We start from the raw sequence: 23548 nt of genomic DNA, 5'->3' as shown, positions 1-23548 counted from the left end.
CTGGTGGCCCGCCAGCTGGACGAGCAGATAGTCGGGCGTTTTCCGGTCGGGCGGCGGCTGCGGGTGCTCGACGTGGGCATGGGCCAGGGCACGCAGGCGCTGCGGCTGGCCCGGGCCGGGCACGAGGTGACCGGTCTGGAGCAGGACGCGACGATGATCGCCGCGGCCCGGGAGTCCCTCGCCGGGGAACCGGAGGGCATCCGGGAGCGGATGCGGATCATCGAGGGGGACGGCCGGGACACCGGCGTGCACTTCCTGCCCGGCAGCTTCGACGTGGTGCTCTGCCACGGCGTGCTGATGTACGTCGAGGAGCCGGACCCGCTGCTGGCGGGGCTGGCGCGGATGCTCGCGCCGGGCGGACTGCTGTCGCTCCTCGTGCGCAACGGGGACGCCCTCGCGCTGCGGCCGGGCCTGTCCGGCGACTGGGCCGGCGCGCTGGCCGCGTTCGACACGGTCGCCTACCGCAACCGGCTGGGACTCGACGTGCGCGCCGACCGGCTGAAGGACCTCACGGCGACCCTCGCGGGGATCGGGGCGCCGCTGCACGCCTGGTACGGGGTGCGGGTGTTCACCGACACGGCGGCGGACGGCGCCGAGGTCCCGGCCGACGTGGAGACGCTCCTCGCGGTGGAGGAACGGGCCGGGCGGACGGATCCGTACCGCGGGGTGGCGGCGCTGCTGCACCTGTGCGGCGTACGGGGCTGAGCGCTCCGGCCGGCGGGAGGAACGGGGTGTGGGCGAGGGCCGTGGGCCGGCCCCCGCCCGGTGTTCACGCCTCGGCCTCGGCCTCCGCCTCGTGCAGGCTCATCGGGCCGTAGATCTCCGTGGCGTCCTCGAACAGGCGCACCTGGTCGGTGCCGCCCTCCTTCAGCGCCTTCCAGTGCTCCCCGATCCAGGACTCGGCGTCCCCCTGCGTGGGGAACTCCTCCGGCGGCACCGCGGGCTCGACCTCGGTCCCGTCGGTCTTCTCGAACCGCCACGTCCATGCCGCCATGTACGCCTCCCATGTGTGAGCACACTGCACAGCGAAAAGCCGGATCTCGGTCCGGCTCCCGACCCGAGCCTATGCGCTGTGCCGGGTGGCGCGGGACATGCGGTCGGGTGCGGGCCGGTGGGCCGGTGCGGGTCGTGAGGGCTGGTCGCGCGGTTCCCCGCGTCCCTTCGGGGACGGTGCCGACACGCGTGTCACAGGGCCACGGGTGAGAATCGGGGCGTGGAACTGACTCTGCTCGGCACCGGTGCACCCGCGGGGCTCCCCCGCCCCGACTGTCCCTGCGCGGTCTGCGCATCCGCTCTGGGCCCGGACGCGCGGGCGGCCACCGCGCTGCTCCTGGACGGGGTGCTGCTGCTGGACCTGACGCCCGGGGCGGCGTTCGCCGCGGCGCGCGCGGGCCGTTCCCTGACCGGCGTACGGCAGGTGCTGCTGTCGCATCCGCACGACGGCCCGGCGGTGGAGGTGCCGGCGGGGCTGCCGCAGCCGGGGCGGGTGCCGGACGGGCGGGAGCTGACGCTGCTGACCGGGCACCGGGTGCGGGCCGTGGCGCTGGACGCGCCGGGCACCGGCTACGCGGTGACCGGGCCGGAGGGGCAGCGGCTGCTGTACCTGCCGCCGGGCGGGGCGCCGGCGGGCCTCGGGGAGCCGGCCGAGTCGTACGACATGGTGCTGCTGGACGTCGTGGGGCGGCCGGACGCGCTGGCGAAGCTGCGGGCCGTCGGGGCGGTGGGGCCGACGACGGACGTGATCGCCGTGCACCTGGACCACGACGTGCCGCCGGGCCCGGAGCTCGGGCGGCGGCTCGCGGCGGCCGGGGCGCGGGCCGTGCCGGACGGGGCGACGCTGGCGGTCGGGGCGTACGAGGACGTGCCGGACGTGCCGCGCCGGACGCTGGTGCTGGGCGGGGCGCGGTCGGGGAAGTCGGTGGAGGCCGAGCGGCGTCTCGCGGCCTTCCCGGACGTGCTGTACGTGGCGACGGGCGGTTCGCGCAACGGGGACACGGAGTGGTCGGCGCGGGTGTCCGCCCACCGGGAGCGGCGGCCCGGTTCGTGGCGGACGGTGGAGACCTGCGATCTGGTGCCGCTGCTGGAGGCGGAGGGTCCGCCGCTGCTCGTCGACTGTCTGTCGCTGTGGCTGACGGACGCGATGGACGCGGCCGGGGCGTGGGACGACGCGGTGTGGGCGGAGCGGGGCGAGAAGGTGCTGCGGGAGCGGGTGCGCGAGCTGACGGAGGCGGTGCGGGCCACGCGCCGGACGGTGGTCGCCGTGTCCAACGAGGTGGGGTCGGGGATCGTGCCGGCGACGCCGTCGGGCCGGCGGTACCGGGACGAACTCGGGCGGCTGAACGCGGGGTTCGCGGACGAGTGCGAGCACGTGCTGCTGGTGGTGGCGGGGCAGGCCGTGGTGCTGAAGGGCTGACGGGGCGGGACCCCGCGCTCAGGGGGCCGTGCGGGCGATCAGCCGGTAGGCGTTCGCGAAACGGGTGCGGCGGGCCACCGGGGCGATGAGGCGGTCGGCCGTCGCCGCCAGGGCGACCAGGGGGATGCCCGCGCGCAGCAGGGCCTCACGGGCGTGGCGGTGGAGCGGGGGCGGCGGGATGGCGCGCCAGGGCGTGTCGGGGGCCGGCAGGGCGTGGGAGAGGGACAGGGCCAGGGCGCCGGAGAGATCGTGCGGGACGTGGGTGGGGCGGTGGTCCACGGTGACGATCGTGCAGCCGGCCGCCTCCAGTTCGGCCCGCAGGTTCTTCGGGGGGATCAGGTGCAGGTGGCGCGGCTGGTCGTAGGCGAGCCACCAGCGGCCCAGGAGCGCGGCGAAGGCGCTGTGGGGGTTCAGGGTCTCGACCAGGAGGTGGCCGCCGGGGCGCAGGACGCTCAGAGCCGCGTGGAGTTCGGCTCGCGGGTCCGGCGTGCCCTCCAGGTGGTGAAGCATGCTGACCACGTCGTAGCGGCCGCGCAGCGGCGTGGCGATCCGGGGGTCCGTCAGGCGGCCGACGTGGGCCTCCTCGACGCGGTCGGCCGAGCGGGCACGGACCACGCGGGGGGTGGTGTCCAGGCCGTCGAACGCGGTGTAGGGGAAGAACACGCGGGCGGTCGCCGGGAAACGGGCGTGTCCGGTGCCGACGTCCAGCCAGCTCTCCGGCTCCCCGAAGCGCCGCATCGCGCGGGCGGCCGAGCGGTGCCGTGCGCGGCCGGCGCGCAGGGCGAGCAGGCCGTCGCTGGCCGGGTCCCGGGGTGCCCCGCGCACGGCCCGGTGGTGGAGGGCGAGGCCCTCGGCGGTCAGGCGGGGGTTCTGGAAGGTGTGGCCGCAGTCCCGGCACTCGTCGACGGTGAAGTTGCCGGGCTTGTACTGCCGCAGGTCACCGGTGCGCAGCCGGTTGCGCAGCCGGGCGCTACCGCACCAGGGGCAGTCGTCGCGGCGCGGTTCGTGGACCCGTGCGCTGGTGTGCGGGGCGTGGGCTGCGGAGGGGGCGGGGCGGGCGGGCATGGGCGGCTCCCGGGCGCGAGGGCGTACGCGGAGACGTGCGGCGGGGGTCTGAAGGCGACCGGTACGGCACGACAATCCGCTGCAAAACGGAACGTATGGGATGCCGATCCCAGGTGCAACGACGTCGTCCCGGCGGTGTGGTGACGTGGCGCCGTGCTGTTCGATCGGTGCCGGTACTGTTCGGCGAATGAGCTCGCTTAATCTCGACGACTTCACCGATCTGATCGAGCGTCCGGACGGCGGGATCCGCCGTGACGCCGAGGCGCGCCGGGAGCGACAGATCGTGCCGCCCGGGTCGCTGGGCCGCCTCGACGAACTGGGTGAGTGGCTGGCGGCGGCGCAGGCGGCCGTGCCCGTGCGGCCGGTCGAACAGCCGCGGGTGGTGCTCTTCGCCGGTGACCACGGCGTCGCCGAGCTGGGTGTGTCGGCCCGGCCGGCGGGCAGTGCGGCGGAGTCGGTGCGCGAGGTGCTGGAGGGCGGCCGGCCGGTGTCGGTGCTGGCGCGCCGGCTGGGCGTGCCGGTGCGGATCGTCGACATGGCCCTGGACTGCGACCCCGAGGCCCTGCCCGGGGACGTCGTGCGGCACCGGGTGCGGCGCGGCAGCGGGCGGATCGACATCGAGGACGCGCTGACGGCGGAGGAGGCCGAGGCGGCGTTCCGGGCCGGGGTCGCGGTGGCCGACGAGGAGGCCGACTCGGGGACGGACCTCGTCGTCCTCGGCGATGTGAGCGTCGGCGGGACGACGGCGGCGGGTGTGCTGGTCGGGGCGCTGTGCGGGGTCGACGCGTCGGTGGTGACCGGGCGGGGCGGGCTGGCCATCGACGACCTGGCGTGGATGCGCAAGTGCGCGGCGATCCGGGACGCGCTGCGCCGGGCCCGGCCGGTGCTCGGGGACCAGCTGCAGTTGCTGGCGACGGTGGGCGGCGCCGACCTCGCGGCGATGACGGGGTTCCTGCTGCAGTGCGCGGTGCGGAAGCTGCCCGTGGTGCTGGACGGGGTCGTGACGGCGGCGTGCGCGCTGGTCGGGCAGCGGATCGCGTTCCGCGCTCCGGACTGGTGGCTGGCCGCGCACGACAGCGGCGAACCGGGGCAGGCGAAGGCCCTGGACCGGATGGCCCTGGAGCCGCTCCTCACCCACGGCGTGACGGTCGGCGAGGCCACGGGCGGCCTCCTGGCCCTCCCCCTGATCCAGGCAGCCGCAGCCCTGGCAGCGGAACTCCCGGAAAACCCCAAGGCCTCGGAGACTTCGCAGCCGCCGACCGCAACCGAGGGACTGACCGCGACCGAGGAGCCGACGGCGACCGAGGGGCGGGCCGGGGCCGTGGGCGCGGAGAACTAGCCGCTACGCGACATACGGGGCCGGGCGGGCCACGGGCCGGCACGGGCCCACTGGCCGGCTCGGCCCGACAGGGCCGAACGGCTCGGCGCGGCCCGGCCCCGGGGTGGCGGCCCGGCTGCCGGTGGCACGGCTGCACCGACGGAGTCGAACGGCTCGGCGCGGCCCGGACACGGGGTGGTCGCTCGGCGGGCTGTGGCGCGGTCTCGGTCCCGTTCGACGGGGTTCGACGGACCGGATGCGGAGCCCCGGGGCCCTGCACGGCCCGGTCTCCGACGTGGTCGTCCGGCGGCGGCCGTCGTGAGAGCCGTCTCACCCACGCTCGGGTCAACGTCCCTGCCCTCCGGAGGGTCGTCGCACACGGTGTCGGCTTGACTGGCCGCAGGCATCCGCTGTCGCACGGACGGGACGGACCCGATGATCACGCTCGCCCGCTGGGCCCGGGCCGAATGGGGGCCGTTGTACGCGGCGGTGCGGGACCCGCTGCGCCGGCGGCGCTGGCGGGCCGTGCCGGTGGCCGTCGGGGCCGTGTGCCTCACGGCCGTGCTGCACGTCGTACACGGTCAGGCGTGGGGCCACCGGTTCGTGGAGAACGTGGGGGCCGTGCGCGCCGCGGACCCGCTGTGGCTCGCGCTGCTGCGCACACCGCTGTCGCTGTTCGTGCCCGCGCTGGACCTGCCGGTCTGGGGCGCGCTGACCCAGATCCTGCTGGTGTTCGGCCTCGCCGAGCTGAGCCTGGGGCGGTGGCGCACGCTCGCCCTGGCCTACGCCGCCACCCTCGCGGGGACGCTCTACGCCCGCCTGGGCATCCGGCTGGGCCCCGACTCGCCGCTGGGACTGCCCGCCTCCGACCAGTGGGTCGTCGACACGGGACCGTCCGCGGCGGTCGTCGGCCTCGCGGTGTTCCTGGGCTGGCGCCACCGCGCGTACGTCACCGCCTCGCTGGTCGTCCTCGCGATGGTGGCAGAGGTGGCCGTGAAGGAGGACCTCGCCGCCAAGGAGCACCTCGCGGCGATCACGGCCGTGCTGCCGCTGTGCGTGCTCGGCGAGCTGCGCCGGCGGCGTCAGCGGCGTTCCAGGGGCCGGGCCGGCTGCGGGTCGGGCGCGCCGCCGATCCAGTCCTGAAAGGCCCGCCGGGGACCCGCCCAGCGGCGGTCGTGGTGGTAGGCCCGCAGCCCGGCCCTGGCCCGTGCCTTGGGGCGGTTGCGGTAGAACCGCTTGGCCCACGGCGAGGTCGGTCGGGCCAGCCGCACGGCGGCGATCAGGGCGACCAGCGGGACGACCAGGCCCACCAGGGCGAGGCGGAGCTTGCCCTTGAACAGGGCGATCAGGGCGAAGGCGAAGTTCACCAGGACGTTGCCGAGGACGGCGGCGCGGTTCTGCTGCTGGTCCTCGGAGAGGTCGTCGACGCCCAGCGGTGAGAAGCCGATCAGCAGCAGCCCGACGAGGGAGGCGGTGAGCACGACCATCTCGACGCTCTTGCGGCCGTCCGGGGTCCAGTAGACGTCCGCCAGGTGCAGGACCAGGGCGAACTCGTCGAGGACGAGACCGGCGCCGATGCCGAAGATCACCGCGGCCAGGCAGGAGCCGAAGCCGTGCCGGCCGCCCGCGACCGCACCGAAGCCGCCGATGAGCGTGAGGATGACGCCGGGGACGACGTGGTGGACGTGGACGCCGCCGCTGCCGCTGATGTTGCGGAAGGGGCCCCTGCCCGCCCGGATGAGGCGGGTGATCACGCGGGTGATCACGAAGGTCACGACGAAGGCGACGAGGGCCAGGAGCAGCGGAAGCTTGCCGGGTTCGATGATGTTCCGCTCCAGCCATCCCATATGCGAACTTTATCCTCGCCCGCCGTCTCCGCTCTCCTGACCGGCCGGTAGCCTGCGCCGGTGCCCAGAACCTCGCCCCTCGACGGTGTCCGCTTCGCCTTCGGCACGCTCACGGTCTTCCCGGTCCGGGTGACGCGGTGGGACCGGGAGGCGGCGCGCGGCGGCATGCTGTGCGCGCCGCTGGCCGGTCTGGCGGTCGGCGCCGCGGCCGCCGCCGCCGGGCTGGCGCTGCTGTTCCTCGGCGCGGGCGCGCCGCTCGCCGCCGTGGCCGGTGTCGCCGTGCCGGCCGCGCTGACCCGGGGTCTCCATCTGGACGGGCTCGCGGACACCGCCGACGGGCTGGGCAGCGGCAAGCCCGCCGAGGACGCGCTGCGGATCATGAAGCAGTCGGACATCGGCCCGTTCGGCGTCATCACCCTCGTCCTGGTCCTGCTGGCCCAGGTCGCCGCGCTCGCCCAGGCCTACGAGGCCTCCTGGACCCGGGGCGCGTGCGCCGCCGTGGTCTGCGCGGCCGTGGCCCGGCTGGCCCTGACGCAGGCAGCCCGGGCCGGGGTGCCGGCGGCGCGGCCGGAGGGACTGGGGGCGGCCGTCGCGGGCGTGGTGCCGGCGCGGGCGGCGTTCGGTGCCGCGGCCGCCGTCACGGCGGTGGTGGCGGTCGCGGCCGGTGCCCTCCTCGGGCCGGCCGAGGCGGCTCGTACCGCGCTCGCCGTCCTCCTGTCCCTCGCCGCCGCCGAGGTGCTGCTGCGGCACTGCACGCGGCGGTTCGGCGGCGTGACCGGGGACGTGTTCGGCGGACTCGCGGAGACGGCCGCGACGACGTCCCTGCTCGTGCTGGCACTGGGCTGACCGGCACCCCGCGCCCGCCCGGGCACCGGGCTCAGCAGGCCTGCCGCCACACGCCCAGTTCGTACTTCTTCAGCAGCGAACTCAGCCTCAGCCGGCGGGACTCGGCGCAGAAGCGCGCGGTGGGCACCTCGTACTCGACGTGGAAGACCGCCTTGCCCGCGTCGGTGAACGGCTTCAGGGCCCCGCACTCGCCGTACTGGGCGCACTGTTCGTTGACCGCGAAGTCGAAGTCGCCGACGAGTTCCGGGATCTGGTCGAGGTCGTTCTTCAGTCCGACGGCCAGGCCCCGGTCATGGGCCAGGCGGGCGATGAGGCGGTTGTAGCGGAGCTGGTCGGCGGCCGTGAGCGGGAAGCCGGTGTCGTTGCGGTAGCCGTCCATGTTGTCGGGCTCGACGGCGTCGAAGCCCTTGTCGCGGCACATGTCGAGGCGGGCCGCCATGAGCGGTTCCAGGACCTCGGTGCGGCGGATGTCGAGCCAGCGTTCGCCCCGCCAGCCGTTGCCCCGGCCGAGGACGGCCTTCGGGAACTCGTCCGCGTCCGGGCGGAACTCCTCCCAGGCGCCCGTCGACAGGTAGCAGATGACCCTGCGGCCGTCGTCGTGCAGCGCGGCGACCGTCTCCGCGGAGTGGTCGAAGCCGTCGATGTCGTAGACCGGTACGTCGACGGAGGTGTCCAGGCGTCCGCTGAGCTGCCACTGCCAGGCGGTGCCGGGGCGGGGCTGCCAGCGGAGACCGGGCTTGTCGTCGGGGGCCCGGGTGCAGCCCGCGAGCAGCAGGAGCAACAGGACGAGGGGCAACAGCGGGCGTCTCACGAGGTGTTCTCCAGGGTGTACGGCAGGGTGCCCCAAGGATGATCCCCGGTTCCGGGCACCGCGCAGTACACCGCCGCACCCCGCGCCCGGGCCAGAGCGGCCGGGTCGGCGCCGGGCGGGACGTCGTACAGCAGGTGGCACAGTCGTACGCCGGGGCCGCCGGGCCACGTCGGCGGGGGCTGCGTCCGGTACGACTCCCACGTGCCCTCGAAGGTGACCAGGACGTCGGCGATGCGGGCGTAGCAGGGGTGCGGTGCCGTGCCGTGGTTGAGGACGAGGGTGCCGCAGCCGACGCCCCAGGCGGCGACCGCGAGCCGCTGGTAGTGCTCGAACTCCTCGGGCCCTGACGGCACCTGGTCGAGGAAGGCGCCGTCGGTGCCGTACCAGTCGCGGTGCCGGGTGAGGTCGCGGACGACGTCGGTGGCGGCGCGGCGGCCGTAGCCGGTGTCGACGTACCCGAGGACCCGCGCTCCCCCGGCGGCCCGCAGCCGGCCGGCGACCTCGGCGAACGCCGGGTCGGGGCGCTCGCCGGGGCCGCTCGCCGGGTTGAGGACCACCCCGAGGAGGCGGGGCGCGGCGGCGACGATCGCGTCCCACTCGGCGGGTCGGACGGACGGGTGCTCGTAGTACGGGACCAGGAGAGTGCTCATCGGTGGGCGGTTGCCCTCCCCAGCAGGGCGCACACCACGACGGTCTGGACGGCGGCCGCCGTGCCGTACACCACCGCGCCCGCGAGGTGCGGGTCGCCGGTGCGGGTGACCAGGAGCAGGGTCTGGGCGAGGGCCGCCGCGCAGCACACCGCCGTCGCGCCGGTCACCGCGCCGAACGACTGCAGCAGCAGCCCCGTCCACAGGACCACGCCCAGCAGGAGCAGTCCGGTCGTCCGCACCCCGCCCGGCGCGGGGGCGTGCGGCCACAGGGCGGCGGCCGCGAGGCCCAGCGCGAGGAGCGCGGCGAGGTAGCCGGCCAGGCATCGCGCGACCGTGCGGACCGCCCTGCGCCGGAACTCCCGGGCGGTGCCGCTGGAGCGCAGCGCGGCGAGGCTGTCGCTGCGGAAGCGGTACAGCAGCCACTCGGCGGGGCCCATGCTGAGGGTGAGCGCCACGGCCGCCGGGGCGGCGACGGCGCTGCCCGTCCCGCCGGCGAGGACGTCACCGAGCGCCGCGTGCAGCACGAGGACGCCGGTGCCGAGGCCGAACAGGGCGTAGGGCAGGGAGCCCGTGAGCCTCGGGCCGACCCGGTGGCGGGGCGCCGGGGCGGGGGTGGGCGCCGGGGCTGCGGCGCGCGCGGGGGCCGGGACTGTGCCGAACGCGCCGAGCGGCAGTACGGCGACGAAGCCCGCCGTCCAGCGGGCCGTGTCCTTCGGGACGGGCGCCACCTCGCGCAGGGCGAGCAACGCCACCGCGGCCAGGGAGCCCAGCAGCAGGGCGAGGCCCGCGGCTTCGGGCAGCGGGTCGACCAGGGACAGCACGGCGCCCATCGCCATCGGTGCGAGGGCGACGAGCAGGTGCCGCTCCCGGCCCAGCACCAGCAGGACGGTCGCCGCGGCCAGATAGCAGGACTGCCCGGCGGCGAAGGCGACCACGGCCGGGGCGGCGCCGCCCGCGCACCCCAGCGCGACCAGGGCGCCGAGCAGCGCGCCCGCCGGGGCGCCGAACAGCAGGGCGCGCCGGGCGGCCGTCCGGTCGCCCAGGCCCAGCCAGGCGTACGCGCGGTGCGCGAGGCCCTGGTTCCACGTCCAGCCGCACAGGGCGCCGGCCAGGAGCGGGACCGTGCCGGCGGGGAGGCCGAAGTCGCCCGGGCCGGTGAACAGGGGCGCCCCGAGGACGTAGGCGAGGCCGGGCAGGGCGAAGACCAGACCGCGCAGCAGGCAGCCGAGGAGTCCGATCCGCCACGGGTCGGGGGCGGGCCCCTCGGGCTCGGGGTGGCGGCGCTCGACGCGGGCGTAGAGGGTCTCGGCGAGCGCGAAGGAGTTCCGCACGCCGTAGCGCTCGCGTATCTGCTCGTCGGAGAGGCCGTCGGACTCCAGCAGGGCGGCTATCTCGTCCGGGTGGACGGCGGCGGCCGCGAAGTCCTCCAGGCGTTCGGCGAGTTCGTCGACGGGGTCGGGCCGGGCCCAGCTGGGGGTGCGCTGCCGCGGGACACCGGGCAGGGTCTCCGGGCCGGAGTCCCGGGGCAGCCGGACGCCGCCGCTCACCAGCCCGCCCCGTCCGTCGCGAGGGCCGCGTACCAGGGGTCGCGCAGCTCCAGGGTCCAGTCGTCGACGGTCTCCAGTGCCGGCTCGTACACCTCGTCCCCGCCCGCGAGTTCCTTGTAGATGGTGCGGAAGGCGTCCACCGAGCGGCGCAGCGTGAACCGGTCGATGACGCGCTGGCGCGACAACCGCCCGAGGCCGAGGCGCCGTTCGTCGTCCTTGAGCAGGGCCAGCGCGGCGGCGGCCATCTTCTCCGGCTCGCGCGGCGGCACCACCAGGCCGGTGTCGCCGACCGCCTCGCGCACCCCGCCGACGTCCGTCGACACGGTCGTACGGCCGCACGACATCGCCTCGATGAGGGAGAACGGGAAGCCCTCCGAGATGGACGACAGCATGACGAGGTGACCGGCCGCGTAGGCCCGCCAGACCTCGCTGACCCGGCCCTCGAAGGTGAGGCCGTCGGTGACGCCCAGTTCGGCGGCGAGTTTCTCCAGGCGGGTGCGGTAGGCCTCGCCGCCGGGCGGGACCGGGCCGAAGAGCCTCAGCCGGGTCGCCGGGATCTCGGCACGGACCAGGGCGTAGGCGCGGAGCAGGGTCTCCAGGTCCTTGATCGGGTCGATCCGGCCGCACCAGGACAGGGTCGGGACCTCGGGCTCCGGGCCGGCGTGCGGGAAGGCGGCCGGGTCGACGCCGTTGTAGACCGTGCGGATCTTGCCGGCGTCGGCGCCGCCGCGCTCCTCCCAGCGGCGGTTGTACTGGTTGCACGGGGTGATCAGGTCGGCGGCCCGGTAGCCGTGGGAGTTGAGTGCGCGGTGGAAGCCGAGCATGAACGCCTTCACGGGCCAGCGCTGGGCGTCGCGACGCCCGCAGAGGTACCGCTCGCGCAGGTAGATGCCGTGCTCGGTGAGCAGGAACGGCACGCCGTCCAGATGGCGGGCGGCGAGCGCCGGCAGGGTCGCCAGGCCACTGCTCACGGCGTGCGCCACGGAGTCCTCGGGTATGCGGACGCCGAGCGGACGGAGGGCGTGTTCCAGCAGGTCGGAAGCGGTCAGCGCGTCGTGCACGGTGGGGCGGGCGGCGGCCGTCGGCAGATGCGGCATGGTCCAGATCCACATCAGCGACCGCAGCGCCGACTCGGTGCGCAGGGCCGCCGGCAGGTACCCGTCCCGGGCCGGTTCGGCCAGTTCGTGCAGGGACTCCCCGAAGTCGGCGTGCGAGCCGGGGTCGAGGAAGGAGAGCAGGAAGCGCTCGTAGGTCTCGATGAAGCGGCGGCGGGCCCTGCCGTACGGGGGCCTGCCGCGGCCGGGGCGCGGGCCCCAGGTGGGGACCGGGGTGTGCGCGCGGACGTTGGGCGGCAGCTCCCAGGTGACGGGTTCGCGGCCGCTGCCGGTGAGCGGGACGAGGTGGAAGTCGACCTCCGGCATGCCCTTGACGAGCTGGTCGCACCAGGTGCTGACGCCGCCGTGGACGTGCGGGTAGGTGCCTTCGGTGAGCATGGTGACATGACGGCCTGTGCGCCTCATGCGGTGTTTCCCCCTGTGGTGCGGATTCCGTGCGGGGAACTGCTGCCCGGGATCCCGGATGCGGGTCCGTCGTGGCCGGTCGCGCAGTTCCCCGCGCCCCCTCTAGGGCAGCTTCAAGGTGAGAGCCGACTGGAGTGCTGCCGGGGTCGCCCAGGCCGAGCGGGCCCCCGCGTACGGGGTGCCGAACGTGCTGGTGCCGAGCAGGAGTTGCTGCCTGGTGCCGTTCGGGACGGTCACCGGGATCTGCGTTCCCGACGGGGCGGTGACCGTGACCGTGGTACCGATGCGGTACGCCGTCACGCGGTTGTCCGCCAGGGCGGTCTGCCAGGCGGCGCGGCGCTGCACCTCGGCGCCGACGGCGCTGTGCCGGGGGTTCTCCAGCGGGGTGTTGTCGGCGAACAGCGCCCGGTAGCCGTCGAGCACCTGCTCCATGACGGGGTACAGCAGCCGGTCCTCGGCCAGGTTGGACTGGTGCGCGTAGTGCGGCCGGGGGTCGCCCGCGAGGACGTGTCCGAGGGCGGTGCGCGCCTCCTGCGGGACGATGTGCTCGGCGTAGCCGGTGGCGGGGTCGAGCGGCTCGTCGAGACAGGTCGACGTGGGGTTGTCCTCGCAGACGCCGCTGCCGCCGTCGGCCCGTGAGGTGTAGACCCAGTTGTACTCGTCGGCCATCTCGGCCGCCGTGCCCACGTTGTAGTACACGTTCATCGGGTGGCGCGGCACGGTCAGCGCCCTGCCGACGGACCGCTGCCCGGGCTCGCGGGAGTTGTCCGAGGCGATCCACTGGACACCGGTGTCGGCGAGGGCGCCGGCCAGGTGGGGGTTGTCGTCCGGCTGCTGGGGCAGCGTCCGCAGGCCCGAGTGCTCACCGGTGACCAGTTCCGTGCGGTCGACGGGGAGCCCCTTGTTCACGGCCCAGGCGTGGTTGTCGCGGATCTGGGCGGCGATCTCGGCGCGGCTCATGTACTTCGTCGAGCCGTCGGCGTTCTTCGCGCAGCTCCACGGCACGGTGGAGGTGTCCTGGACGCAGCCCAGGAAGGGGTGCGTCCAGGTGTGGTTGACCCAGCGGTACTGCGCCTTGTCGGCGAGCAGCCGGTCGGTGAGGGCGTCGGTGCCGCCGTGCCGGGTCCGCCACTCCTCGCCGGAGCCCGCGTTGAAGACCATGTCCATGGTGAAGCCGTGGGCGCGCTGCCACTGGGCGGCGTAGGCGGCGTCGTCCGCGGTCATGCGGATCGGCGTGGTGCCCGCGCCGTCGCCGTCCGCGCAGTCGAAGTCGCCCGGGGTGCAGTTGCGGGCGGTGTCCCAGCGGCTGTCCGGGGCGAAGACGTCGTCGACGTGGACGGCGAAGGAGTTGCGCGCCCGGCCCAGGTGCACGCCCTGGGTGAGCCATTCGACGATGCCGCGGGCCAGCAGGCGGAACTGCTGCTGGTTGCCGTTGTAGGCGAACGTGACGACGAGTTCGCGGCGGCCGTCGTGCGCGTACTCGCCGACGAGGCTGCCGCGGCCGATGCCACCGGGCACGGCGATGTCGACGTAGCTGGTGTAGCCGGTGCGCGGCCGGGCGACGTAGCCGTAGCTCTCCTGCACGCCGGCCGCGTTGTCCTCGAAGCGGAACGCGCCGTCCAGATAGCCGAACCAGCCCGCCTTCCCGGCCGCGGTGACGGATGCCTCGCGCCCGTCGAGGCTGCCGGCCCAGCCGCCCTCGCTCGTGTAGTCCAGCCCGACCCCCGGATGGGCCCAGGTGTAGGCGTCGACCTGCGGGATGCCGTACGTCCGCTCGTAGGTCTCCAGGGCGGTCTGCTCGGCGGAGCCGGCGCCGAAGGGGGCCTCGTTCGGCAGGACGACGCCCTGGAACCTGGCGCGGGGCCGGCCGCCCACGGTGTCGCTCAGGAACGACGCGGTGACGGTCGGACGGCCCGGGTCGTTCAGGTCGATCGTCGTGTACGGCACGCCCGTGCTCCTGAGCTGGGCGGTGACGGCCCGGACGGAGCTGTCGCCGTTGTCGACCACCAGCACCCGCAGATCGATGCGCGGCTCCTCGGCGGCCGCCGCCCCCGGGGCCACCGCCCCTGCCGCGATCATGCCTGCCGCCGTCACCGCGGCGGCCGTGTTTCTCCATTTGCGCGCACGCAGCGCCATGGTCCCTCCCCCAGAAGACCCCCGGGTCCTCGATCGCCGTGCAGGCGGGGACCGCGGGGATCGCGCAGCGCGGTGAGCAGGGCGCTCACCGGATCCCGACGAGTGTGACCCAGTTCACCGGTGTGAGGGATCAAGAAATGGCCACTACGCCACCGACAGGTGAACGACCGCAGGAATGAGCGAACGGGGCCACGCGCGTAGTCTCGTCGTCGAGTGTTCGCCGCACCGGGAAAGGCCCCGTGAGACCCGCTCCGCGAGGTCCGCATAGGGTCGGCTGTCGGGCCCGGTCGACCCACACCGTTCGACCAACGCAACTTCACATCGGAAGCGAGATTTCACCACCGTGACTGCTCTCACTCTCAGCACCGCCGCGGCGCCCGGTCTGCGGGCCGACGCGATCGTGATCGGTGTCGCCAAGGGAGCCAAGGGGCCGGTCGTCGCACCGGGCGCCGAGGCCGTGGACAAGGCGTACGACGGCAGGCTCGCCGGCGTCCTGGAGACGCTCGGCGCCTCCGGTGCCGAGGGCGAGGTGACGAAGCTGCCGGCGCCGTCCGGCTTCAAGGCACCGCTCGTGCTGGCGGTGGGCCTGGGCGCGGTGCCCGAGAAGGACGCCGGCTACGACGCCGAGGCGCTGCGCAAGGCCGCGGGCATCGCGGCCCGCACCCTGTCCGGCGCCAGGAAGGCCGCCTTCGCCCTGCCGGTGACCGACGCCGCCGACGCCGGTGCGATCGGGGAGGGCGCGCTGCTCGGCGCGTACTCCTTCGACGCGTACAAGGAGAACGGCAAGGACCCCAAGGCGAGGAACGGCAAGGCGCCGCTCGCCGAGGTCGCCCTGCTCGGCGGCAAGCCCCGCGACAAGGCCTACAAGGCCGCGGTCGAGCGCGCCGTCGCCGTCGCCGAGGAGCTCAACCGCGCCCGCGACCTGGTCAACACCCCGCCGAACGACCTGACCCCCGAGTCGTTCGCCGCGATCGCCCAGGCCGCGGCCAAGGAGCACGGCATCAAGGTGCAGGTGCTCGACGAGAAGGCCCTGGTCAAGGGCGGCTACGGCGGCATCCTCGGGGTCGGGGCCGGCTCGGCCGCCGGGCCGCGCCTGGTGAAGCTGTCGTACACCTCGTCCAAGGCGAAGAAGCACCTCGCCTTCGTCGGCAAGGGCATCACGTACGACTCGGGCGGCATCTCGCTGAAGCCGGCCGGCCACAACGAGACGATGAAGTGCGACATGAGCGGTGCGGCCTCGGTCTTCGCCGCCGTCGTCGCCGCCGCGCGGCTCGGCCTGGAGGTCAACGTCACCGGCTGGCTGGCCCTGGCCGAGAACATGCCGTCGGGCTCGGCGACCCGTCCGGGTGACGTGCTGCGGATGTACAGCGGCAAGACGGTGGAGGTGCTCAACACCGACGCCGAGGGCCGGCTGGTGCTGGCGGACGCGCTGTGGGCGGCCTCGCAGGAGAAGCCGGACGCGATCGTGGACGTGGCGACGCTGACCGGGGCGATGGTGCTGGCGCTCGGCAACCGGACCTTCGGGATCATGGGCAACGACGACGCCTTCCGCACGGCGCTGTACGAGGTGGCCGAGGAGGTCGGCGAGCCGGCGTGGCCGATGCCGCTGCCGGAGCACCTGCGCAAGGGCATGGACTCCCCGACGGCCGACATCGCGAACATGGGCGAGCGGATGGGCGGCGGACTGGTCGCCGGTCTGTTCCTGCGCGAGTTCGTGGGCGAGGGCATCACCTGGGCGCACCTGGACATCGCGGGCCCGGCGTACAACGAGGGCGGGCCGTTCGGGTACACGCCCAAGGGCGGCACGGGCAGTGGCGTGCGGACGCTGGTGCGGCTGGCGGAGCTGACGGCTGCCGGGGATCTGGGCTGACCTTCGCCTGAGAGCCCGGACCCGTCCGTTGTCCGGCGAGTGCGGGGGCGTGGGGGCTGTGCACGCAGTTCCCCACGCCCCTTTCGGGGCGCCGGCCGCGCCCGCGCGGCGGAGCCGCAGATCAGACACGGCCCCGCGCCCCCGCCGGACGCGGCTCATCTGAACGTGGGGCGTCTCACACAGCAGCCCGGCGTCTCCTTGTGTGCCGACAAGTGCGAAGATGGGGCTCGGCAGGACAGGGCCCCACCGAAGGGCCGAAGAACGAGCGGCCGGACACCAGCCGCCTGCCGGTCAGTGAAGACCGGCTCACGGCGCACATGCATGGAGGACGTGACGTGGCGAACGACGCCAGCACCGTTTTCGACCTAGTGATCCTCGGCGGTGGCAGCGGTGGTTACGCCGCGGCCCTGCGCGGGGCGCAGCTGGGCCTGGACGTCGCCCTGATCGAGAAGGACAAGGTCGGCGGCACCTGCCTGCACCGGGGTTGCATCCCCACCAAGGCCCTGCTGCACGCGGGCGAGATCGCCGACCAGGCCCGCGAGAGCGAGCAGTTCGGTGTCAAGGCCACCCTCGAGGGCATCGACATCGCCGGTGTCCACAAGTACAAGGACGGCGTGGTCGCGGGCCTGTACAAGGGCCTGCAGGGTCTGGTCGCCTCCCGCAAGGTGACCTACATCGAGGGTGAGGGCCGGCTGTCCTCCCCGACCTCCGTCGACGTGAACGGCCGCCGCGTGGAGGGCCGCCACGTCCTGCTCGCGACCGGCTCCGTGCCGAAGTCGCTGCCGGGCCTGAACATCGACGGCGACCGGATCATCTCCTCCGACCACGCCCTCGTCCTGGACCGCGTGCCGAAGTCCGCGATCATCCTGGGCGGCGGCGTCATCGGCGTCGAGTTCGCCTCCGCGTGGAAGTCCTTCGGTACCGACGTCACCATCGTCGAGGGCCTGAAGCACCTCGTCCCGGTCGAGGACGAGAACAGCTCCAAGCTGCTGGAGCGCGCCTTCCGCAAGCGCGGCATCAAGTTCAACCTGGGCACCTTCTTCGAGAAGGCCGAGTACACCCAGGACGGCGTCAAGGTCACCCTCGCCGACGGCAAGACGTTCGAGGCGGAGATCCTGCTGGTCGCCATCGGCCGCGGCCCGGTCTCGCAGGGCCTGGGCTACGAGGAGCAGGGCGTCGCGATGGACCGCGGCTACGTCCTGGTCGACGAGTACATGCGCACGAACGTGCCGACCATCTCCGCCGTCGGTGACCTGGTCCCGACCCTCCAGCTCGCGCACGTCGGCTTCGCCGAGGGCATCCTGGTGGCGGAGCGCCTGGCCGGTCTGAAGACCGTCCCGATCGACTACGACGGTGTCCCGCGGGTGACGTACTGCCACCCCGAGGTCGCCTCCGTCGGCATCACCGAGGCCAAGGCCAAGGAGATCTACGGCGCGGACAAGGTCGTCGCTCTGAAGTACAACCTCGCGGGCAACGGCAGGAGCAAGATCCTGAACACCGCGGGCGAGATCAAGCTCGTCCAGGTCAAGGACGGTGCCGTGGTCGGCGTCCACATGGTCGGCGACCGCATGGGCGAGCAGGTCGGCGAAGCCCAGCTGATCTACAACTGGGAGGCGCTGCCCGCCGAGGTCGCGCAGCTGATCCACGCCCACCCGACGCAGAACGAGGCGCTCGGCGAGGCCCACCTGGCCCTGGCCGGCAAGCCCCTCCACGCGCACGACTGACCCCTCGGTCGACGAACGCGACGACAGACTTCCGCACTTTCCGTAAGGAGCAACCGAAACCATGGCGGTTTCCGTAACCCTTCCGGCGCTCGGCGAGAGCGTCACCGAGGGCACCGTCACCCGCTGGCTGAAGGCCGAGGGTGAGCGCGTCGAGGCCGACGAGCCGCTGCTCGAGGTCTCCACCGACAAGGTCGACACCGAGATCCCCTCCCCCGCCTCCGGCGTGCTGTCCTCCATCAAGGTCGCCGAGGACGAGACGGTCGAGGTCGGCGCCGAGCTGGCGCTGATCGACGACGGTTCCGGCGCCCCCGCGGCCCAGGAGGCCCCGGCCGCCGAGCAGGCCCCGCAGGCCGAGCAGGTCGCCGAGCCCGCCCCGGAGCCGGCCGCGGCCGCCCCCTCCACCGAGCAGGCCGCCCCGGCGCCCGCCCCGACCGCCGACGCCGCCGCCGGCGGCGGCTCCGCCGAGGGCACGGACGTCGTCCTGCCCGCGCTCGGCGAGTCCGTCACCGAGGGCACCGTCACCCGCTGGCTGAAGTCGGTCGGCGACACGGTCGAGGCCGACGAGCCGCTGCTGGAGGTGTCGACGGACAAGGTCGACACCGAGATCCCCGCCCCGGCCTCCGGCACGCTGCTGGAGATCGTGGTCAACGAGGACGAGACCGCCGAGGTGGGCGCCAAGCTCGCCGTCATCGGCGAGGCGGGTGCCGCTCCGGCCGCCGCCCCCGCGCAGGAGGCCCCGGCCGCTCCGGCCCAGCCCGAGCCCACCCCGGCTCCGGCGCCGCAGCAGCCCGCCCCGGCCCAGCAGGCCCCCGCCCCGCAGGCTCCGGCCCAGCAGGCACCGGCTCCGCAGGCCCCCTCCGCTCCGGCCCCGCAGCAGCAGACCACCCCGGCCCCCGAGCCGGCCCCGTCCGCTCCCGCGCCCGCCCCGGCTCCGGCCCAGGCCCCGGCCGCTCCGGCCGCCGCCAAGCCGGCCGACGACGGTGCCTACGTCACCCCGCTGGTGCGCAAGCTCGCCGCCGAGCAGGGCGTCGACCTGTCCACCGTCAAGGGGACGGGCGTCGGCGGCCGCATCCGCAAGCAGGACGTCGTCGCCGCCGCGGAGGCCGCGAAGGCCGCCGCCGCTGCCCCGGCTCCGGCTCCGGCCGCCGCGGCCGCTCCGGCAGCGAAGAAGGCCCCCTCCCTGGAGGCCTCCCCGCTGCGCGGCCAGACCATCAAGATGCCGCGGATCCGCAAGGTCATCGGCGACAACATGGTCAAGGCCCTGCACGAGCAGGCCCAGCTGTCCTCGGTCGTCGAGGTCGACGTCACGCGGCTGATGAAGCTGCGCGCCCGTGCCAAGGACGCGTTCGCGGCCCGTGAGGGCGTCAAGCTCTCCCCGATGCCGTTCTTCGTCAAGGCCGCGGCCCAGGCGCTCAAGGCCCACGCGCCGATCAACGCCAGGATCAACGAGGCCGAGGGGACCATCACCTACTTCGACACCGAGAACATCGGTATCGCGGTGGACTCCGAGAAGGGCCTGATGACCCCGGTCATCAAGAACGCCGGCGACCTCAACCTGGCCGGTATCGCCAAGGCCACGGCCGAGCTCGCGGGCAAGGTCCGGGCCAACAAGATCACCCCGGACGAGCTGTCCGGCGCGACCTTCACCATCTCCAACACCGGCTCGCGCGGCGCGCTCTTCGACACGATCATCGTGCCGCCGGGCCAGGTCGCGATCCTCGGCATCGGCGCCACGGTCAAGCGTCCGGCCGTCATCGACACCGAGGACGGCCCGGTCATCGGCGTCCGGGACATGACGTACCTGACGCTGTCCTACGACCACCGCCTGGTGGACGGCGCCGACGCCGCCCGCTACCTGACGGCGGTCAAGGCCATCCTGGAGGCCGGCGAGTTCGAGGTCGAGCTCGGCCTCTGACCTTCGGTTCCACGGTTGTACGGTGCCCCGTTCGGATCTCCCGGGCGGGGCATCGCCGTACCCGAGGGACGCGGGGCCGTGACATGTGCGGCTCCGCCGCGTGGGCGCGACGAGCCACCGACGACCGGCGGCCGCCCACGCGCGGAGCAGCGCGAGATCCCAGGCGCCACACACCGTGTGCAACATGTCTCACCTGCGTGCAAGCACGCTCGTCGGCCACACCCGCGGAGCGAACCGGCCGTATTGTCTAAGCGTCGATCCCGACCGAGGAGCCCTCATGACCGCGCCCGTCATCCACTCGCTGCGCGAGCAGATCCGCGAGCACATCCTGGAGGGCATCATCAGCGGCCGCTGGCAGCCGGGCGAGCGGATCGTCGAGCGCCGGATCGCGACCGAACTGGAGGTCAGCCAGACCCCGGTCCGCGAGGCCCTGCGCGAGCTGGAGTCGCTGCGCCTGATCGAGTCGGCCCCGAACAAGGGCGTCCGCGTGCGGAACCTGACGGCCGCCGACCTGGAGGAGAGCTACCCGGTCCGGGCCGGCCTCGAGGCCATCGCGGCGGAGCTGGCCGCCCACACCCTCGCGGAGGACTGCTCGGCGCTGGAACCGCACGTCAGCGCCCTGTACGAGGCCGACCGCATGTCCGACGGCACGGCCCAGGTCCGGCACACCGTCGCCTTCCACCGCGAACTGGTCCGCGCCGCCGGCAACTCCGTCCTGCTGCACACCTGGGAGGGCCTGGGCATCGAGGTGTTCACCGCCCTGTCCATCCGCTGGCTGGGCACGCAGCAGCAGTCGTACGCGGAGGAGCACGAGGAGCTGGTCGCCGCCTTCAAGCGCCGTGACCCCCGGATCGCGGAACTCGTGAAGGCGCATGTCCTGGGGTGCGCGCCCCGGGCGTGACACCCGAGCGCGACCCCGCTCAAACGCCTCCGACCTGCGAAAATCCCTCGAAAATCCGTCACCGCGTGCCACCGCCGGAGGCACCGCGTGCCTACTTTCTCGTGATCAAGAGGTTTTCGCCCTCAACCCTTTGATCGATCATCGATCAGGGAGTTACAGTCGCCGACGGGCTTGCCACCCAAGCCTCAGCCCTGTCCTGCCAAAGACAAAGGGCACCCCCGATCCCCTTACGTGAGGGAACCCCCTTCGACTGAGGAAGGCGGCGACATGACCGACCCCAACGCCATCCAGCCGAGCGAGCTCGACCAGCTCCCCGACCGGGACCCGGAGGAGACCGCCGAATGGCAGGCCTCCCTGGACGCGGTCGCCAAGGCAGCCGGGCCGCACCGTGCCGCGTACCTGATGCGCCGCACGCTGGAGCGCGCCGAGGGCGCCGGCATCGCGCTGCCGAAGCTCCTCGAGACCGACTACGTCAACTCCATCCCCACCTCCGCCGAGCCGGACGTGCCCGGTGACGAGGCGATGGAGCAGCGGATCACCGCGTGGAACCGCTGGAACGCGGCCGCGATGGTGACCCGCGGCAGCAAGTACGGCGTCGGCGGCCACATCGCCACCTTCGCCTCCGCCGCCTGGCTCTACGAGACGGGCTTCAACCACTTCTTCAAGGGCAAGGAGGCCGACGGCTCCGGCGACCAGCTCTACATCCAGGGCCACGCCTCCCCCGGCATCTACGCCCGCGCGTTCCTCGACGGCCGGCTCAGCGAGGAGCAGCTCGACAACTTCCGCCGCGAGGCGGGCGGCAACGGCCTGCCCTCCTACCCGCACCCGCGCCGTCTGCCCTGGCTGTGGGAGTTCCCGACGGTCTCCATGGGCCTCGGCCCGCTGTCGGCCATCTACCAGGCGCGCTTCAACCGCTACCTGACCAACCGCGGCATCAAGGACACCTCCGCCTCGCACGTGTGGGCGTTCCTCGGCGACGGCGAGATGGACGAGCCCGAGTCGACGGCGGCCCTGGCGCTGGCGGCCCGTGAGGAGCTGGACAACCTCACGTTCGTCATCAACTGCAACCTGCAGCGCCTGGACGGCCCGGTCCGCGCCAACTTCAAGATCGTTCAGGAGCTGGAGGCCCAGTTCCGCGGCGCCGGCTGGAACGTGATCAAGACGCTGTGGGGCACGGCCTGGGACGAGCTGTTCCAGCTCGACACCACCGGCGCGCTGGTACGCCGGCTGCGCCAGGTGCCGGACGCGCAGATCCAGACGTACCAGACGCGCGACGCGGCCTACATCCGCCAGGACTTCTTCGGTGCCGACCCGGCGCTGGCGGAGATGGCGAAGCTGCTGAGCGACGACAAGATCCTGGAGTGCTTCCACCTCTCGCGCGGTGGTCACGAGGCGCGCAAGGTGTACGCCGCGTACAAGGCGGCCGTCGAGTACAAGGGCGCGCCGACCGTGATCCTGGCCCAGACGGTCAAGGGCCACACCCTCGGCGAGGGCTTCGCGTCGAAGAACGCCAACCACCAGATGAAGAAGCTCTCGGTGGACGAGTTCAAGAACATGCGCGACCTGCTCGGCCTGCCGATCAAGGACAGCGACTTCGTCGACGGCGTGGTCCCCTACGGCCACCCCGGCGCCGACTCCCCCGAGGTCCGCTACCTCCAGGAGCGGCGTGCCGCCCTCGGCGGTCCGGCCCCGGCCCGGCGCGTCCACCCGGTCGCCCCGCTGCCCGCCCCGGCCGAGAAGGCGTTCGCCTCCTTCGACAAGGGCTCCGGCTCGCAGAACGTGGCCACCACCATGGCGTTCGTCCGCCTCGTCAAGGACCTGGTCCGCGACAAGGAGACGGGCAGGCGCTGGGTGCCGATCGTCCCCGACGAGGCCCGTACCTTCGGCATGGAGTCGCTGTTCCCGTCGCTCGGCATCTACTCGCCCAAGGGGCAGACGTACGAGCCGGTCGACCGCGACCAGCTGATGTACTACAAGGAGGCCAAGAACGGCCAGATCCTCAACGAGGGGATCACCGAGGCCGGTTCGATGGCCGACTTCATCGCCGCTTCGACGTCGTACGCGACGCACGGCGAGACGATGATCCCGTTCTACATCTTCTACTCGATGTTCGGCTGGCAGCGCACGGCCGACCAGATGTGGCAGCTCGGCGACCAGCTCGGCCGCGGCTTCCTGGTCGGCGCCACGGCCGGCCGCACCACGCTCACCGGTGAGGGCCTGCAGCACGCCGACGGCCACTCCCCCGTCATCGCCGCGACCAACCCGGCGGCCCTGACGTACGACCCGGCGTTCGCCTACGAGGTCGCGGCCATCGTCAAGGAGGGTCTGCGCCGGATGTACGGCGAGGCCGCCCCGGGCGAGGACCAGGACGTCTTCTACTACCTGACCGTCTACAACGAGCCGCTGCCGCAGCCGGCGAAGCCGTCCGTCGCCGGGATCGACGAGGGCATCGTCAAGGGCCTGTACCGCTTCAACACGGCGGAGTCTGCGGGCGTGACCGTGCCGGCGAACGCCCCGCGGATCCAGCTGCTCGGCTCCGGCACGGCGATCCACTGGGCGCTCAAGGCGCAGCGGCTGCTCGCCGAGGAGTGGGGCGTGGCCGCCGACGTGTGGTCGGCGACGTCCTGGAGCGAGCTGCGCCGGGACGCCCTGGAGGCGGACGAGGCGCTGCTGCGCGGCGAGGAGCGGGTCCCGTTCGTCCGGCAGGCGCTGCAGGGCGCCGAGGGCCCGGTGTTGGCGGTCTCCGACTACATGCGCCAGGTCCCGGACCAGATCGCGCAGTGGGTCGAGCAGGACTGGTCCTCGCTGGGCGCCGACGGCTTCGGCCTGTCGGACACCCGTGAGGCGGCCCGCCGCCACTTCGGGGTCGACGCCGAGTCCATCGTCGTCGCGGCCCTGGCCCAGCTCGCCAAGCGCGGCGAGGTCAAGGCCGCGTCCGTGAAGGAAGCGCGCGAGAAGTACGGTCTGTGAGTCCTCCCCCGAACA

The 23548-nt window shown here is 73.8% G+C and carries 18 protein-coding genes; 10 read left to right on the top strand and 8 right to left on the bottom strand.

The window, feature by feature from the left end:
- The first annotated feature begins 3 nt into the window (after positions 1-3).
- The gene (locus ACIGAQ_RS13830; protein ID WP_311687495.1) at positions 4-705 is read left to right on the top strand and encodes a methyltransferase domain-containing protein; all 702 of its coding nucleotides are present in this window, start codon (positions 4-6) and stop codon (positions 703-705) included.
- 64 nt (positions 706-769) lie between these two features.
- On the opposite strand, the gene ACIGAQ_RS13825 is transcribed toward ACIGAQ_RS13830, so the two are convergent.
- Positions 770-994, bottom strand: a complete 225-nt coding sequence (locus ACIGAQ_RS13825) for a hypothetical protein (protein WP_311687493.1) — start codon at positions 992-994, stop codon at positions 770-772.
- A gap of 219 nt (positions 995-1213) precedes the next feature.
- On the opposite strand from ACIGAQ_RS13825, the gene ACIGAQ_RS13820 reads away from it, so the two are divergent.
- Positions 1214-2413: a bifunctional adenosylcobinamide kinase/adenosylcobinamide-phosphate guanylyltransferase gene (locus tag ACIGAQ_RS13820; protein ID WP_399782370.1), complete on the top strand. Its 1200-nt coding sequence runs from the start codon at positions 1214-1216 to the stop codon at positions 2411-2413.
- Between the two features lie 18 nt (positions 2414-2431).
- Here ACIGAQ_RS13820 and ACIGAQ_RS13815 read toward each other — a convergent pair whose 3' ends face one another.
- Positions 2432-3478: a class I SAM-dependent methyltransferase gene (locus tag ACIGAQ_RS13815; protein ID WP_399782367.1), complete on the bottom strand. Its 1047-nt coding sequence runs from the start codon at positions 3476-3478 to the stop codon at positions 2432-2434.
- Positions 3479-3665: 187 nt separating this feature from the next.
- Between ACIGAQ_RS13815 and cobT the strand changes: the two genes are divergently transcribed.
- Positions 3666-4817 (top strand): nicotinate-nucleotide--dimethylbenzimidazole phosphoribosyltransferase, encoded by a 1152-nt coding sequence (gene cobT, locus ACIGAQ_RS13810; protein ID WP_399782364.1) that lies wholly within the window; start codon positions 3666-3668, stop codon positions 4815-4817.
- Positions 4818-5231: 414 nt separating this feature from the next.
- The gene (locus tag ACIGAQ_RS13805) at positions 5232-5939 is read left to right on the top strand and encodes a hypothetical protein (RefSeq protein ID WP_399782361.1); all 708 of its coding nucleotides are present in this window, start codon (positions 5232-5234) and stop codon (positions 5937-5939) included.
- Here ACIGAQ_RS13805 and ACIGAQ_RS13800 read toward each other — a convergent pair.
- Positions 5879-6643 carry a hypothetical protein gene (locus ACIGAQ_RS13800; protein WP_399782358.1) on the bottom strand — a complete coding sequence of 255 codons (765 nt, stop codon included), beginning with the start codon at positions 6641-6643 and terminating at the stop codon, positions 5879-5881. The two genes, ACIGAQ_RS13805 and ACIGAQ_RS13800, sit on opposite strands and share 61 nt — an antisense overlap.
- A 60-nt stretch (positions 6644-6703) precedes the next feature.
- On the opposite strand from ACIGAQ_RS13800, the gene ACIGAQ_RS13795 reads away from it, so the two are divergent.
- Positions 6704-7489, top strand: coding sequence for an adenosylcobinamide-GDP ribazoletransferase (locus ACIGAQ_RS13795; RefSeq protein WP_399782355.1), 786 nt, complete (start codon positions 6704-6706; stop codon positions 7487-7489).
- Between the two features lie 31 nt (positions 7490-7520).
- On the opposite strand, the gene ACIGAQ_RS13790 is transcribed toward ACIGAQ_RS13795, so the two are convergent.
- The 5 genes from ACIGAQ_RS13790 to ACIGAQ_RS13770 form a co-directional block, all read right to left on the bottom strand.
- Entirely contained in the window at positions 7521-8300 is a 780-nt protein-coding gene (locus tag ACIGAQ_RS13790) for an endo alpha-1,4 polygalactosaminidase (protein WP_399782352.1), read from the bottom strand.
- Positions 8297-8950 (bottom strand): spherulation-specific family 4 protein, encoded by a 654-nt coding sequence (locus ACIGAQ_RS13785; protein WP_399782350.1) that lies wholly within the window; start codon positions 8948-8950, stop codon positions 8297-8299. The genes ACIGAQ_RS13790 and ACIGAQ_RS13785 overlap by 4 nt, the downstream gene beginning before the upstream one ends.
- Entirely contained in the window at positions 8947-10497 is a 1551-nt protein-coding gene (locus ACIGAQ_RS13780; protein ID WP_362273901.1) for a hypothetical protein, read from the bottom strand. Before ACIGAQ_RS13780 ends, ACIGAQ_RS13785 begins: the two co-directional genes overlap by 4 nt.
- Entirely contained in the window at positions 10494-12017 is a 1524-nt protein-coding gene (gene pelF / locus ACIGAQ_RS13775; protein WP_399782346.1) for a GT4 family glycosyltransferase PelF, read from the bottom strand. The genes ACIGAQ_RS13780 and pelF overlap by 4 nt, the downstream gene beginning before the upstream one ends.
- A 102-nt stretch (positions 12018-12119) precedes the next feature.
- Positions 12120-14153, bottom strand: coding sequence for a hypothetical protein (locus ACIGAQ_RS13770; protein WP_399782344.1), 2034 nt, complete (start codon positions 14151-14153; stop codon positions 12120-12122).
- A 343-nt stretch (positions 14154-14496) separates the two neighbouring features.
- Between ACIGAQ_RS13770 and ACIGAQ_RS13765 the strand changes: the two genes are divergently transcribed.
- The 5 genes from ACIGAQ_RS13765 (at position 14497) to aceE (ending at position 23533) form a co-directional block, all read left to right on the top strand.
- On the top strand, positions 14497-16023 hold the full coding sequence (locus tag ACIGAQ_RS13765; protein ID WP_311687270.1) for a leucyl aminopeptidase: 1527 nt from the start codon (positions 14497-14499) through the stop codon (positions 16021-16023).
- A 335-nt stretch (positions 16024-16358) separates the two neighbouring features.
- Entirely contained in the window at positions 16359-17747 is a 1389-nt protein-coding gene (gene lpdA / locus ACIGAQ_RS13760) for a dihydrolipoyl dehydrogenase (RefSeq protein ID WP_311687272.1), read from the top strand.
- A 61-nt stretch (positions 17748-17808) separates the two neighbouring features.
- Complete coding sequence (sucB, locus tag ACIGAQ_RS13755; protein ID WP_399782340.1) at positions 17809-19662, top strand: 2-oxoglutarate dehydrogenase, E2 component, dihydrolipoamide succinyltransferase; 1854 nt, start codon at positions 17809-17811, stop codon at positions 19660-19662.
- Positions 19663-19939: 277 nt separating this feature from the next.
- Positions 19940-20563, top strand: coding sequence for a GntR family transcriptional regulator (locus tag ACIGAQ_RS13750; RefSeq protein ID WP_311687275.1), 624 nt, complete (start codon positions 19940-19942; stop codon positions 20561-20563).
- 267 nt (positions 20564-20830) lie between these two features.
- Complete coding sequence (gene aceE / locus ACIGAQ_RS13745; protein ID WP_399782337.1) at positions 20831-23533, top strand: pyruvate dehydrogenase (acetyl-transferring), homodimeric type; 2703 nt, start codon at positions 20831-20833, stop codon at positions 23531-23533.
- The last annotated feature ends 15 nt before the right edge of the window (positions 23534-23548 follow it).

Source organism: Streptomyces sp. NPDC085932, from assembly GCF_044540525.1.
Lineage (GTDB): Bacteria > Actinomycetota > Actinomycetes > Streptomycetales > Streptomycetaceae > Streptomyces > Streptomyces levis.
This window is presented reverse-complemented; position numbering and strand designations above follow the sequence as displayed.